The following is a 14,034-nucleotide window of genomic DNA, read 5'->3' on the forward strand; positions in this document are numbered from 1 at the left end:
CCTACTTCTTCTTGCCTTTCTTATCGTGCTTGTCGGACTTCTCGAACGCTTCCTCCAGCGCCAGGTTGATGGTGCGCAACACCTTGACCCGCGCCCAGCGCTTGTCGTTGGCCTCCACCAATGTCCAGGGCGAGACTTCGGTGCTGGTGCGGTCAACCATGTCGCCGACAGCCGCACGGTAGTCATCCCACTTGTCGCGGTTGCGCCAGTCGTCTTCGGTGATCTTGAAACGCTTGAAGGGGATTTCCTCGCGGGCCTGGAAGCGTTCCAGTTGGGTCTGTTTGTCGATGGCCAGCCAGAACTTGACCACGATCACGCCGGCGTCGCGCAACTGCTCTTCGAAGTCATTGATCTCGCCATAGGCGCGCATCCAGTCGGCCCGGGTGCAGAAACCTTCAATACGCTCCACCAGCACGCGGCCGTACCAGGAGCGGTCGAACACGGTGAACATGCCGCGCGCCGGGATCTTCTGCCAGAAACGCCACAGGTACGGCTGCGCGCGCTCGTCTTCACTGGGCGCGGCAATCGGCACGATGTGGTACTGACGCGGGTCCAGCGCCGCCGCCACCCGGCGGATCGCGCCGCCCTTGCCCGCCGCATCGTTGCCTTCAAACACCGTGACCAGCGCGTGCTTGCGCATGCGTTTGTCGCGCATCAGGCCGGAGAGGCGCGCCTGTTCGGTGATGAGCTGTTCTTCGTAATCGTCCTTGTCCAGGCGCTGGCTCAAGTCGAGGCTGTCGAGCAGGCTTTTCCTGTCCACCGACGCGATCAACGGCGCCGGGTTCATGCCGCTGGCCTTGCCCTTGGGCAGCTTCAGGGCGTTCTGGATGCCTTCCAACAGCAGCTTGCCCACGGTGAGGCTGCGGTAATGCGCATCCACGCCTTCGATCACATGCCACGGCGCATAGTCGCGGCTGGTGCGGCGCAGGATACGCTCGCCGAAATGAACGAACTTGTCGTAGGTTTCGGACTGCTGCCAGTCCAGCGGGCTGATGCGCCAACTGTGCAACGGGTCATCGGCCAAGGCCTTGAGCCGCGCCTTCATTTGCTTTTTGGACAGGTGGAACCAGAACTTGAAGATCAGCGCGCCTTCATCGCAGAGCATCTTTTCCAGGCGCTCGGCACCGGCGATGGCCTGGTCCAGGCGGGCGTCCTTGATCTGCCCATGCACGCGGCTCTGCAGCATCTGGCTGTACCAGTTGCCAAAGAACACCCCCATGCGGCCCTTGGCGGGCAACTGCCGCCAGTAACGCCAGGCCGGTGGCCGGGCCAGCTCTTCGTCGGTCTGCTGGTCGAAGGTGCGCACTTCGATCAGGCGCGGGTCCATCCATTCATTGAGCAGCTTGACGGTCTCGCCCTTGCCGGCGCCTTCGATGCCGTTAATCAGGATAATCACCGGGAAGCGCTTCTGCTGTTGCAGCTCGTACTGCACTTCCAGCAGGGCCTCGCGCAGGGCTGGCACTTCGGCGTCGTAGGTGTCTTTGTCGATGGCGTGACCGATTTCGGCGGATTCGAACATGGGCAGCTCCGTTTCAAGATGGCTCAAGACTAGCGGATTGGGCCGCAACACGCGGGAGGAAATTCCACTCGCGCTTGCCGTGGGTCAATTCAACCCCTGTTGATCGGCTAGAATGGCGGCCTTGCCTTTACCGAGCCGCCCATGAATCCCGTAACCCACGCCCAGCTCGACTGGGACGACCAAGGCCGCCCGCACTCGCGGGTGTTCGACGATGTGTACTTCTCCGACAAGTCGGGCCTTGAAGAAACCCGCTACGTATTCCTCGAACAGAACCGTTTGCAGGAGCGCTTTGCCGCGCTGCCGGTGGGTGGGCGCCTGGTGATTGGTGAAACGGGGTTTGGCACGGGCTTGAATTTTCTCTGCGCCTGGCAACTGTTCGAACAACACGCGGTGGCCGGCGCGCGCCTGCATTTCGTCAGCGTGGAAAAGTACCCATTGAGCCCCGCCGACCTGCAACGCGCCCTCGCCCTGTGGCCCGAACTGCAACCCTTCGCCGAGCAGCTGCTGGCGCAGTACATCGCCATCCACCAGGGCTTCCAACGCCTGGTGCTGGACAACGGCCGCGTGACCCTGACCCTGTTGATCGGCGATGCCCTTGAGCAACTGCCACAACTGGATGCGCAGATCGATGCATGGTTTCTCGACGGTTTCGCCCCGGCGAAAAACCCGGACATGTGGACCGCCGAACTGTTCGCCGAACTGGCGCGCCTGGCCGCACCGGGCTCGACCATCAGCACGTTTACCAGCACCGGCTGGGTACGGCGGCTCATCAACGCCGCCGGGTTCAAGATGAAACGCACGCCAGGCATCGGCCACAAATGGGAGATCCTGCGCGGCGAGTTCCTCGGCTGGCCCGCGGACGCCGCCGCGCCGCCCGCGGCTAAACCCTGGTTCGCCCGGCCGGCAGCCATTGCCGGCGAACGCCATGCCATGGTCATTGGCGGTGGCCTCGCCGGATGTGCCACCGCCGCCAGCCTCGCCGCTCGGGGCTGGCGCGTCAGCCTGTTGGAACGGCATGCCGAGCTGGCCCAGGAAGCGTCAGGCAACCCCCAGGGCGTGCTGTACCTCAAGTTGTCAGCCCATGGCACGGCGTTGTCCCAGTTGATCCTCAGCGGCTTCGGCCACACCCGGCGCCTGCTGGAACACCTGCACCGTGGCGTCGACTGGGATGGCTGCGGCGTGCTGCAACTGGCGTTCAATGCCAAGGAAGCCGAGCGCCAGGCGCAGCTGGCCGGGGCCTTTGCGCCCGAACTGTTGCACCTGTTGGACCGCAGCCAGGCGCAGCAACAAGCCGGCATCTCGCTGGAACAGGGCGGGCTGTTTTTCCCTGAGGGCGGTTGGGTCCACCCGCCAGCGCTGTGCCAATGGCAAGCGGCTCACCCGTTGATCCACGTGCTCACGCACCACAATGCCGTTGAGCTGCAATTCGTCGATCAGCAGTGGCAGGCCCGCGACGGCGACACCTTGCTGGCCAGCGCCAGTGTCGTGGTGCTGGCCGGCGCCGCCGACATCAAACATTTTGCGCCCAGCGCCGATTTGCCCCTCAAGCGTATCCGCGGGCAGATCACCCGGCTGCCACAAACCCAGGCCAGCCAGGCCCTGGCCACGGTGGTCTGTGCCGAAGGGTATGTCGCCCCGGCGCGCCTGGGCGAGCACACCCTCGGCGCCAGCTTCGACTTCAAAAGCGACGACCTCACGCCCACCGCCGCCGAGCACGCCGGCAACCTGGAGATGCTGCGGGAAATTTCCGCTGACCTGCTGCACCGTCTGGGCGCCGACACACAGGCACCCGAACAGTTGCAAGGCCGCGCCGCCTTCCGTTGCACCAGCCCCGACTACCTGCCCATCGTCGGGCCGCTGGCCGCGCGCGAAGCGTTTGACCAGGCCTACGCCGTGCTGCGCAAAGACGCTCGCCAAGTGCCGGACACGCCCTGCCCCTGGCTGCCCGGCCTGTACATCAACAGCGGCCATGGCTCACGCGGGCTGGTCACCGCGCCACTGTGCGGCGAACTGCTCGCCGCGTGGCTGGAGAACGAACCGTTGCCGGTGCCGCGCAGCGTGGCCGAGGGCTGTCACCCCAACCGGTTTGCCCAGCGCGCATTGGTGCGCAGCTCACTGCCCCCGCGTTAGACAGGACGCGAGGCGCACATCGGCGCGGTTGATTGCATCCTCGGTGAGGCGCTCGATTTCCGTCGCTTCGGCTTTATCCTTGTCCTCCATGATCGTATTCGCCTGCTGGATCATTTCGGCGTCCGAGAGTGGCGGGGCCTGGCACTCCAACACGGCCAGCCGGTCATGGAAGGGCTTGAGCAAGGTTTCAAACCGGTCGGCAGAGGTGCGTTTCAAATACGCGATCCAGAACGGCAACTTGGAGAGGTACGTCAACAATTCCGCAGACAGCTCGGCGCTGCGCACGGCGGCGTCGGCGGCATCCAGGTCTGACGGTGCCACGCCCGCCAAGGCCTTCTGATGCAAGTCTTTGGGTTGCCCCGGCAGTTTCAGGCTTTGCGCCAGCCGTGTACGGAAGAAGAGGCTGACGGCCACGCCATCCAGCTGGGGATTTTTACGGCTGTGGGCGAAGGCCAGGCTCTCGACTTTACTCAGGCGAAAGAACTTTTTGGCCGTGTCGAGCATCTGTTTGGCACTGACCTGCCCACCCAACGCCAACTGCGAGTCCTCATGGATTTCGACCAGCACTTCAAGGTCGCTGAAGTTCGCGGCAGCGGCGTCATCACAATTGATCGGTGTTGCCGCGCGGTAGAACACCTCTTTACGCAACTCAGTATCCGCAGCCGTTGCATTCAATACCCGCCAGACGCGCCGTTCCAGGTCGGCACGCACCTGGAAGGCGTCGGCGGTATTAATCAGTCGGGCCAGCAGCGTGAAGAGCGCATCGCTGTTGGGCTCGTCTTTCAATGCCCGCCAAATCATGTCCTTTTGCGCATACTGGGCGTCGCCCTGATCTGCCAGCCAGGTTTCACGCGCCACCTGTTCATTCACACGCTCAATATCATCTTCCATGTACCCCATGCCGTGGCCCGTGCGTGCGCGGTAAGCCACCAACACGCTTTGGCTGGCGGTCGATAACGGGTTGCCCTTCAAGTTGATCCATTGGCCATAGCGGCGCGGTACCTGCGCGAGCCACTCGGGCAATTCCTTGATTTCATTGCCGCGTAGATCAAGACGCTCCAGATACGGCAGGCGCCTGACGCCCTCGGGCAAGCTGCGCAGGCGACAATTGCTGAGGACCAATTCGCGCAGCTCGAATTGGCGACTGACGTCCGGAGAGTCAACCAAGGGGTTGCCGGACAGGTTGAGGGATTTCAACGTACGCATCTGCGCGAACGCCTTGCGCATCGCCTCGGTCATTTTCAACTGATTGCGTGCCAGGTTCAGATGCTCCAGCCCTGCCATGGAGGACAGCCCTTCTGGCAATTGCGAGAGCCGGTTATCGGCCAGCTCAACGCCCTTCACATTATTGAAGTGTTTCAGAAAAGGCGATGGATCGCGGCTCAGCTCCATCTGCCGTAAAGACAACCACTGCACCCGGTCAAACATCACCTGTGCGGGCAATGTGGGGAAGTCGCCGAAAACCATGCGATCCAACTTGAGCCCCGGCACCTTGCTGCCTTGATCGTTCTGCATCAAGGACTGCCCACGCCAGGCATGCTTCAGGGCTGCAAATACCTGGGCGCGACTCAGGCGCAATTGCGACGGGGACAGGCCGTCAACAAGCGGGGCAATACGTTGCCGGCCCCACGAGCGCAACGTTTTACGCAACGTCACGTATTGCTGCTGCAACGCCTGGACTGCCCTGGCCCGGCCTATGGGGCCCATCCCTGCGCCCTCGAGCAACGCGGACACTTGCGCCTCGTCCAATAGGGGGAAAAGCCTCTTAACCTTACGCACCAGTGCCGAAGCAAATCCAGTGCCGCCCTGCGCCCCGACGACCTGTGCCCGCACGCAACTTGGCGCCTCTTCGGGAATGCCGCGCTCCGGCCACAGGTAACGCGCGATACGGTCGCGCTCATCCTGCGACTTGAAACGCAGCTGGCTGCGCAAATGCCCGACCGGTTGCTCATTCATCAGGTTCATGGCCCGGCGCTGCGCCGGCGACAGGCAATCGACCACCGATTGCAGTAAGCCGTCTGGCCCACTCACACGCGTATTCAGGCTCACGCCCTTCTCATCGAAGGCCTGGAAACCCTGCTGGTTTCGCACAATGTGACGGCGCACCGCCGCCGTCGAAGGCCCGACCTGCTCCAATACTTTGCCGCTCAAGCTGTCCTCATGCATTTGCAACAACATGTCCACCGGCCATCGACTCAGACGGCCGAGCATGGCGAAGATCACCCGCCGGGTCGAAGCACCGGCCAAGGGTGGCCAGTACAATCCCATCAGCGCCTGATCCTCGGCCATCTGGTCGAGCACCTCACGCGTGCGCTGCTCCAGCGACAACGGTATACGACGGTCCTTGATCAAATACCGACGATCCATGGAAGAGGCGTTGCCCCTCAGTTCCCTGACGACCTGGCGGGGCAGTTGCGGGAATCGCTCACGCAATGGCGCCGTCTCCTCATCAAGGACGCCTTTGTATTCGTCATACAGCTTGTCATACAGCCTGCGATGCCGATTGTTGACCGTCTCCAGCAATTGACGCTTGAGCAGCGCCGGGGCCTCCTCGAGGGTCGTGGTTTTACCCAGCAACGTGTTGCGTTCATCGTCCGACAGGGCCTCGAGCAAGGTCTCGAGTACCTGCCCCTCCCTGAGTTGTTGCTCGGTGATATGGATGCTCTGGTCTTCGTAGTCGAAGGGCGCGAGATCCGGGTGGCTTTCCAGCAGGTTGCCGCGATTGTCCAGCAACTCGAAAAAACGCTCCTTCGGCCAACCCGGCATCAGCGGCAAGGCCAGGATCTGGGTGCGCGCGGTGCTCGGGTCGAGCTTGCCCTCCCTGGCCAAGGCATCGGCGAAGTCGAGGACTTGCTGGTGCAGCTTGAAACGCGCCACGGTGTCCTGGAAGCGCTCCGGCAGTGGCGCGTGTTCCAGCGCCAGGCGCTGTAGTTCGGCGAGGTCCGTCTGGTGGATGGCCGCGATGGATTGCAGCGCATCGGACGGTATATCCCCCAGGCTCGGATCGATTCGACGCAGGGTGTACGTTGGGTCCGTCCATTCTTCCGGACGTTCGAAGACATGCTGCCAGCCACCCTTCATGTTGTGCCGCAGCGGCGGCCGATAGGCCGTCGAGCGCGTGGGGTGCTTGAGGCACCATTCGCCCAGGTTGGCGTCGTAGGCTATCGGTCATCGCTGCCGTCCTTTTTGCATTGATTGATGACCCACTACGTTAAGCGCACGCGACGTAAATTCAGATTCAAATACCGGGCCGATCGAGCGCTTGAAACCCGCAAAATCCGCGTCGATTGCACAGGGATTTACCACCACTTCCCTACAGCCCGCGCCACTGGGCAAGCGCCGCCGCGAGGCTTGCGGCCATTTGCCTTATAACTTATCGGTCTAAAACTCCCCGAATAGCCCCGTGTCAGTTTCTGGGTACGCGCCCTTCTGGGCGTATCGAGTATTCCCCTCCCCAACGGAAAAACCGGTAAGGAATTTATGTGCGGATTAGCTGGCGAGTTACGTTTTGATCACAGACCTGCCGACCTGGCAGCGATAGAACGCATCACCCACCACTTGGCCCCCCGAGGCCCCGATGCCTGGGGTTTCCATGCCCAGGGGCCGGTTGCGCTGGGCCATCGACGCCTGAAAATCATGGACCTGTCGGACGGCTCGGCCCAACCGATGGTTGACGCCCACTTGGGCCTGTCCCTGGCCTTCAACGGCGCGATCTACAACTTCCCGGAACTGCGCCAAGAGTTGGAAGCCCTGGGCTACGCCTTCTATTCCGGCGGCGACACCGAAGTGCTGCTCAAGGGCTACCACGCCTGGGGCGAAGCGCTGCTGCCCAAGCTCAACGGCATGTTTGCCTTTGCCATCTGGGAGCGCGATGCCCAGCGCCTGTTCATCGCCCGTGACCGTCTCGGTGTGAAGCCGTTGTATCTGTCGCGTACCGGCCAGCGTTTGCGCTTTGCCTCGGCGTTGCCGGCACTGCTCAAGGGCGGCGATATCAACCCGATCCTCGATCCGGTGGCGCTCAATCATTACCTGAACTTCCACGCCGTGGTGCCGGCACCGCGCACCTTGCTCGCAGGCATCGAAAAGCTGCCGCCAGCAAGCTGGATGCGCATCGACGCCAGCGGCAAGACCGAGCAGAAAACCTGGTGGACCCTGCCCTACGGCCCGCGTGAGGATGAGAAAAACCTGACGCTGGAAGACTGGACCGACCGCGTCCTCGACAGCACCCGCAAAGCGGTGGCCATCCGCCAACGTGCGGCAGTGGATGTGGGCGTGCTGCTCTCCGGTGGCGTCGACTCAAGCATGCTCGTCGGCCTGCTGCGGGAAGCCGGCGTGCAAGATCTGTCCACATTCTCCATCGGTTTTGAAGATGCCGGCGGCGAGGCCGGTAACGAGTTCCAGTACTCCGACCTGATCGCCAAGCATTACGGCACCCATCACCACCAGTTGCGCATCGCCGAAAGCGAGATCATCGAGCAACTGCCGGCGGCGTTCCGCGCCATGAGCGAGCCGATGGTCAGCCACGACTGCATCGCCTTTTACCTGCTGTCGCGGGAAGTGGCCAAGCATTGCAAAGTGGTGCAGAGCGGCCAGGGGGCCGACGAACTGTTTGCCGGTTACCACTGGTACCCGCAGGTGGACGGCGCCACTGATCCGTATGCGGCCTATCGCGAAGCGTTTTTTGATCGCAGCTACGACGATTATGCCGCCACCGTCGCGCCGCAATGGCTGACCGCCAATGACGCCGCCGGCGACTTCGTGCGCGAACATTTCGCCATGCCCGGCGCCGATGCCGCCGTGGACAAGGCCCTGCGCCTGGACAGCACGGTGATGCTGGTGGATGACCCGGTCAAGCGGGTGGACAACATGACCATGGCCTGGGGCCTGGAAGCGCGCACGCCATTCCTCGATTACCGCCTGGTGGAACTGTCAGCCCGCGTGCCGGGCAAATTCAAGCTGCCCGACGGTGGCAAGCAAGTCCTCAAGGAAGCCGCACGCCGCGTGATCCCGAGCGAAGTCATCGACCGCAAAAAAGGCTACTTCCCGGTGCCGGGCCTCAAGTATTTGCAGGGCGACACCCTGAACTGGGTGCGCGAGCTGTTGCTGGACCCGAGCCAGGATCGCGGCCTGTTCAACCCCGCCATGCTCGACCGCCTGCTCACCGACCCGCAAGGCCAACTGACCCCGCTGCGTGGCTCCAAGCTGTGGCAACTGGCGGCGCTGAACCTGTGGCTCAGCGAACAAGGAATCTGATCGATGAAACCTCACGCAGCGGCCTACAGCCAACGCTTACTCAAGGGCCAGGCGCCGTCCTACGAGCGCCTGCAAGCCCGGCTGGCCGAAGATGGCAGCCCGTTGAGCGCAGACCCTATTGCCGTGCATTGCGGTTGGGGCCGGTTATTGATCGGTCACACGTTTCCCGACCCGGCGAGCCTGGCCCAGGAACTGCTCAATGAGCAATCCGGCGAACGGGATATCGCGCTGTACGTGGCGGCGCCCCAGCAGATCCTCGGGATCGACCCGCAGCAGCTGTTTCTCGACCCCTCCGACACCCTGCGGCTGTGGTTCACCGACTATCGTCCGGCGACCCGCGTGTTTCGCGGCTTTCGTATCCGTCGGGTGCAAAGCGAGGCCGATTGGCTGGCCGTGAACCAGCTCTATCAAGGCCGGGGCATGTTGCCCGTGGATGCCGAACGCCTCACGCCGCGCCATCAAGGTGGCCCGGTGTATTGGCTGGCGGAGGATGAAGACAGCGGCGCGGTGATCGGCAGCGTGATGGGCCTCAATCACCAGAAAGCCTTTCACGACCCGGAAAACGGTTGCAGCCTGTGGTGCCTGGCGGTCGATCCGCAGTGCACGCGCCCCGGCGTGGGCGAAGTGCTGGTGCGCCACCTGGTGGAACACTTCATGAGCCGTGGCCTGAGCTACCTGGACCTGTCGGTGCTGCACGACAATCGCCAGGCCAAGAACCTTTACGCCAAGCTCGGCTTTCGTGCGCTGACCACCTTTGCGATCAAGCGCAAGAACGGCATCAACCAACCGCTGTTCCTCGGCCCGGGTCCGCAGGCGGGGTTCAATCCCTATGCGCGGATCATTGTCGAGGAAGCCCATCGGCGCGGCATTGACGTGCAGGTGGATGATGCCGACGCCGGTCTGTTCACCCTCAGCCACGGCGGACGCCGCGTGCGGTGCCGTGAATCGTTGAGCGACCTGACCAGCGCCATCAGCATGACCCTGTGCCAGGACAAGAGCCTGACCCACAAGGTGCTCAAGGCTGCCGGCCTGAAACTGCCGTCGCAGCAATTGGCGGGCAGTGCCGATGACAACCTGGAGTTTCTCGACGAGCACCAACGCATCGTGGTCAAGCCGCTGGATGGCGAGCAAGGCCAGGGCGTGGCGGTGGATCTACAAACGATTGAAGAGGTACAGCAGGCCATTGAAGCCGCACGCCCGTTCGACAGCCGCGTGCTGCTGGAGAGCTTTCACGAAGGCTTGGACCTGCGCATCCTGGTGATCGGTTTCGAGGTGGTCGCCGCTGCGATTCGCCGCCCCGCCGAAGTGACCGGTGACGGTCATCATTCCATCGGCGCGCTGATCGAAGCCCAGAGCCGTCGCCGCCAGGCCGCGACCGACGGTGAAAGCAAAATCCCCCTGGATGCCGAAACCGAACGCACCCTGCACGCGGCGGGCTACGACTACAACAGCATCCTGCCACGGGGCCAGACCCTGGCCGTGCGCCGCACCGCCAACCTGCACACCGGCGGCTGCCTGGAAGACGTCACCGCCATCCTGCACCCCACGCTGGTGGACGCCGCCGTGCGTGCCGCCCGCGCCCTGGACATCCCCATGGTGGGCCTGGACCTGATGGTGCCCGCCGCCGACAAACCCGAGTATGTGTTTATCGAAGCCAACGAACGGGCCGGGCTGGCCAATCATGAACCGCAGCCGACGGCTGAGCGTTTTGTGGATTTGTTGTTTCCCCATAGTTAGCTGAGTGCTTGAGAAGTGGGTTGCCTGACCTGGCCTCATCGCGGGCAAGCCCGCTCCCACAGGTTGATCGCATTCCAATGTGGGAGCGGGCTTGCCCGCGATGAGGCCCTTGAAGGCGCCCTCCCCCTTGACGCCAACAGGAGTCTTTATGAGCCAAACCATCCCCGAACCCGACCTCAACTACCTGCAAAAAGTCCTCCTGGAAATGCTCGCCATTCCCAGCCCCACCGGGTTCACCGACACCATCGTGCGTTACGTCGCCGAGCGCCTGGAAGAACTCGGCATCCCCTTTGAAATGACCCGGCGCGGCACCATTCGCGCCACCCTCAAGGGCCAGAAAAACAGCCCCGACCGCGCCGTATCCGCCCACCTCGACACCATCGGCGCTGCCGTGCGGGCGATCAAGGACAACGGCCGCCTGACCCTGGCGCCGGTGGGCTGCTGGTCCAGCCGCTTCGCCGAAGGCAGCCGTGTCAGCCTGTTCACCGACAATGGCGTGATCCGTGGCAGCGTGCTGCCGCTGATGGCCTCCGGGCATGCGTTCAACACCGCCGTGGATGAGATGCCGGTGAGTTGGGACCATGTGGAGCTGCGCCTGGACGCCTACTGCGCGACCCGCGCCGATTGCGATTCCCTGGGGATCAGCGTCGGCGACTATGTGGCCTTCGACCCCTTGCCCGAGTTCACCGAAAGCGGGCATATCAGCGCCCGCCACCTCGACGACAAGGCCGGCGTGGCCGCCCTGCTCGCGGCGCTCAAGGCCATCGTCGACAGCGGCACGCCGTTGCTGATCGATTGCCACCCGCTGTTCACCATCACCGAAGAAACCGGCAGCGGCGCCGCGGCCGCCCTGCCCTGGGACGTCAGCGAATTTGTCGGCATCGATATCGCCCCGGTCGCCCCCGGCCAGCATTCCAGCGAGCATGCGGTGAGCGTGGCCATGCAGGATTCCGGCGGGCCGTACGACTATCACCTGTCCCGGCACCTGCTGCGCCTGGCGGCGGACAACGACCTGCCGGTGCGCCGCGACCTGTTCCGTTACTACTTCAGTGACGCCCACTCGGCCGTGACCGCCGGCCACGATATCCGCACCGCGCTGCTGGCGTTTGGTTGTGATGCGACCCACGGCTACGAGCGCACCCACATCGACAGCCTGGCGGCCTTGAGCCGCCTGCTGGGCGCGTACATCCTCAGCCCGCCGGTGTTCGCCAGCGATGCACAACCGGCCCAGGGTTCACTGGACCGCTTCAGTCATCAGCTGGAACACGAGACGCAGATGGAGAGCGACACGCGGGTGCCGTCCGTGGACAGCCTGGTCGGTCAGAAAACCTGAGGCTGGCAACTGCTGGTAACAAGGGCCCCGGCGCAGTAGCATCGCCGGGATTCCCCAGCCGAGGCTTGTATGCTGATTCCCTACGACGCACTTGAAGTCGACACCCTGACCCGTCTGATTGAAGATTTCGTCACCCGCGACGGCACCGACAATGGCGACGACACGCCCCTGGAAACCCGCGTGCTGCGCGTACGCCAGGCGCTGACCAAAGGCCAGGCACTGATTGTGTTCGACCCCGAAAGCGAGCAATGCCAGTTGATGCTCAAGCACGACGTGCCCAAGCATCTGTTCGACTGAGAGATTTACGGGCTGGTGGCGGCGGGGGTTTCTGCGGCTTGGCGTTCGCGGATTTTCTGATACACCTCGGCGCGGTGCACATTGACCCCCACCGGTGCCTCGACGCCGAATTTCACCTGGGAGCCGTTCAGCTCGATGATGTGCAAGGCGATGTCATCGCCGATGGAAATGGTTTCGCCTACAGCACGGCTGAGTACCAGCATGGCGGTTGTCCTTTAAGAGTGACAGGACCTTGACCATGCGTGATTGCGCGGGAGTACAGCAATGGCTTGCGGCAAAATCAGGCCAGACCTACACCCGCCGGTAATTTCCCTGACAGACCGCATTCCAAACTGTGGGAGCTGGCTTGCCTGCGATGCAGGCACCTCGGTTTATCTGCTTGACCGCGGTGATGCTATCGCAGGCAAGCCAGCTCCCACACAAGCCAGCTCCCACATTTGTACCGGTTTGCAACCTGAGACTGCGCTCAGGCCTTGCTCGCCTGCGCCTTGGCCCGCATCTTGTCGGCCATGGTGGTCATTTCGTCATACAGCAACTGCGGATTCTTCTGCTTCAGTGCCCATGCCATCCGCCCCTGTTCGTGGGGCAAGATCATGAATTCGCCTTCTGCCACACGCTGGTAGATGTAATCGGCAATCTGCGCCGCCGTGATCGGCGAGCTTTCCAGCAACTTGCCGACCTGCGCTTTCATCGCGGGCGTCGGCCCACGGAACGAATCCAACAGGTTGGTCTGGAAAAACGACGGGCACACCACGTGTACGCCGACTTCCTGTTGCTTGAGCTCCACCAGCAAGCTTTCCGACAAGGCCACCACGCCAGCCTTGGCCACGTTGTAGTTGCTCATGGCCGGCCCTTGCATCAGCGCGGCCATCGAGGCGATGTTGATGATGCGGCCCTTGCTCTTTTCCAGCAGCGGCAGGAACGCCTTGCAGCCCTTGACCACGCCCATCAGGTTGATCGCGATCTGCCAGTCCCAATCCTCCAGGGACAGCTCAGCGAAGAAACCGCCCGAGGCCACGCCGGCATTGTTGACGATCACATCGATGCCGCCGAGCTTCACTTCGCAGGCCTGGGCAAACGCCGTCAGCTGGCTGTAGTCGCGCACGTCGCAACGCTGGACGAAGCCATCGCCACCCGCCTCGCGCACGAGCTTGAGGGTTTCTTGCAGGCCCGGCTCACTGACGTCCGACAAGGCCAACTGCCAACCCTCGCGGGCCCAGCGCAGAGCGATTTCGCGACCCAGGCCGGACCCGGCGCCAGTGATCATCATGCGATTTTGCATAGGAAGTTGCCTTGTGGTTCACGGAAGAAGTGATCGGCAGTGTAGCGAAGGTTTTTCCCACACCCACGCCCCATAAAGTTGCTGAATGCCCCAGGCAAACCCGCGACCGGGTCGGAGCGCCGGACAATGCACAAGTTCCATTTTTTTCAACTAAGCGCACGCATCAAAAGAAATAAGCAAGTTTGCGAAAAGCTTTAAAAAAACTTGGAATTTTCTGTGAGCTGGCACAGTCGGAGTTATTAAGGCGCCTGTCATTAAAGTGGCAGGCCTACCGATAAATAACCGGTCTTTGCAGAAGGCCTATAAGGAAGAAAACCATGAGCCTCATTCTGATCATTATCCTGATCCTCCTGCTGGTCGGTGGCCTGCCGGTCTTCCCACACTCCCGTAATTGGGGTTATGGCCCGTCGGGTATCCTCGGTGTGGTGTTGGTCGTACTGTTGGTGTTGTTGCTGCTCGGCCGGATATAAACGGCAGGCAAAA

At 62.7% G+C, this 14,034-nt stretch carries 10 protein-coding genes; 6 read left to right on the plus strand and 4 right to left on the minus strand.

The features are described from left to right. Position 1: 1 nt before the first annotated feature. Positions 2-1,519, minus strand: a complete 1,518-nt coding sequence (pap, locus tag PSH87_RS19230; protein WP_305430720.1) for a polyphosphate:AMP phosphotransferase — start codon at positions 1,517-1,519, stop codon at positions 2-4. 141 nt (positions 1,520-1,660) lie between these two features. On the opposite strand from pap, the gene mnmC reads away from it, so the two are divergent. After that, entirely contained in the window at positions 1,661-3,649 is a 1,989-nt protein-coding gene (mnmC, locus tag PSH87_RS19235) for a bifunctional tRNA (5-methylaminomethyl-2-thiouridine)(34)-methyltransferase MnmD/FAD-dependent 5-carboxymethylaminomethyl-2-thiouridine(34) oxidoreductase MnmC (RefSeq protein WP_305430722.1), read from the plus strand. Here mnmC and PSH87_RS19240 read toward each other — a convergent pair. Further along, positions 3,632-6,730, minus strand: coding sequence for an NEL-type E3 ubiquitin ligase domain-containing protein (locus PSH87_RS19240; protein ID WP_305430724.1), 3,099 nt, complete (start codon positions 6,728-6,730; stop codon positions 3,632-3,634). The two genes, mnmC and PSH87_RS19240, sit on opposite strands and share 18 nt — an antisense overlap. Positions 6,731-7,129: 399 nt before the next feature. Between PSH87_RS19240 and PSH87_RS19245 the strand changes: the two genes are divergently transcribed. The 4 genes from PSH87_RS19245 to PSH87_RS19260 all read left to right on the plus strand — a co-directional run bounded on the left by PSH87_RS19245 (position 7,130) and on the right by PSH87_RS19260 (position 12,269). Continuing rightward, complete coding sequence (locus PSH87_RS19245; protein ID WP_305430725.1) at positions 7,130-8,902, plus strand: N-acetylglutaminylglutamine amidotransferase; 1,773 nt, start codon at positions 7,130-7,132, stop codon at positions 8,900-8,902. A gap of 3 nt (positions 8,903-8,905) precedes the next feature. Beyond that, entirely contained in the window at positions 8,906-10,639 is a 1,734-nt protein-coding gene (ngg, locus tag PSH87_RS19250; RefSeq protein WP_305430726.1) for an N-acetylglutaminylglutamine synthetase, read from the plus strand. 148 nt (positions 10,640-10,787) lie between these two features. Beyond that, positions 10,788-11,972, plus strand: a complete 1,185-nt coding sequence (locus tag PSH87_RS19255; protein WP_017735867.1) for an osmoprotectant NAGGN system M42 family peptidase — start codon at positions 10,788-10,790, stop codon at positions 11,970-11,972. 69 nt (positions 11,973-12,041) lie between these two features. Continuing rightward, positions 12,042-12,269 carry a YheU family protein gene (locus tag PSH87_RS19260; protein ID WP_003192759.1) on the plus strand — a complete coding sequence of 76 codons (228 nt, stop codon included), beginning with the start codon at positions 12,042-12,044 and terminating at the stop codon, positions 12,267-12,269. 5 nt (positions 12,270-12,274) lie between these two features. Here the strand turns inward: PSH87_RS19260 and csrA are convergent, their stop codons facing one another. Continuing rightward, a complete protein-coding gene (gene csrA, locus PSH87_RS19265; RefSeq protein ID WP_257782391.1) occupies positions 12,275-12,472 on the minus strand; it encodes a carbon storage regulator CsrA in 198 nt (65 codons plus the stop codon). Positions 12,473-12,735: 263 nt separating this feature from the next. After that, a complete protein-coding gene (locus PSH87_RS19270) occupies positions 12,736-13,551 on the minus strand; it encodes an SDR family oxidoreductase (protein WP_305430727.1) in 816 nt (271 codons plus the stop codon). Between the two features lie 317 nt (positions 13,552-13,868). Here PSH87_RS19270 and PSH87_RS19275 point away from each other — a divergent pair, with 317 nt between their 5' ends. Further along, positions 13,869-14,021: a DUF3309 family protein gene (locus PSH87_RS19275; RefSeq protein ID WP_015885095.1), complete on the plus strand. Its 153-nt coding sequence runs from the start codon at positions 13,869-13,871 to the stop codon at positions 14,019-14,021. Positions 14,022-14,034: the final 13 nt, after the last annotated feature.

This window comes from Pseudomonas sp. FP453, from assembly GCF_030687495.1.
Lineage (GTDB): Bacteria > Pseudomonadota > Gammaproteobacteria > Pseudomonadales > Pseudomonadaceae > Aquipseudomonas.

Excerpts from the sequence above, each read along its gene's own strand:
- PSH87_RS19275 (WP_015885095.1), top strand. The coding sequence starts at position 13,869 with ATGAGCCTCATTCTGATCATTATCCTGATCCTCCTGCTGGTCGGTGGC.
- PSH87_RS19260 (WP_003192759.1), top strand. The coding sequence starts at position 12,042 with ATGCTGATTCCCTACGACGCACTTGAAGTCGACACCCTGACCCGTCTG.
- PSH87_RS19270 (WP_305430727.1), bottom strand. The coding sequence starts at position 13,551 with ATGCAAAATCGCATGATGATCACTGGCGCCGGGTCCGGCCTGGGTCGC.
- mnmC (WP_305430722.1), top strand. The coding sequence starts at position 1,661 with ATGAATCCCGTAACCCACGCCCAGCTCGACTGGGACGACCAAGGCCGC.
- ngg (WP_305430726.1), top strand. The coding sequence starts at position 8,906 with ATGAAACCTCACGCAGCGGCCTACAGCCAACGCTTACTCAAGGGCCAG.
- PSH87_RS19245 (WP_305430725.1), top strand. The coding sequence starts at position 7,130 with ATGTGCGGATTAGCTGGCGAGTTACGTTTTGATCACAGACCTGCCGAC.
- PSH87_RS19255 (WP_017735867.1), top strand. The coding sequence starts at position 10,788 with ATGAGCCAAACCATCCCCGAACCCGACCTCAACTACCTGCAAAAAGTC.
- pap (WP_305430720.1), bottom strand. The coding sequence starts at position 1,519 with ATGTTCGAATCCGCCGAAATCGGTCACGCCATCGACAAAGACACCTAC.
- PSH87_RS19240 (WP_305430724.1), bottom strand. The coding sequence starts at position 6,730 with ATGAAGGGTGGCTGGCAGCATGTCTTCGAACGTCCGGAAGAATGGACG.
- csrA (WP_257782391.1), bottom strand. The coding sequence starts at position 12,472 with ATGCTGGTACTCAGCCGTGCTGTAGGCGAAACCATTTCCATCGGCGAT.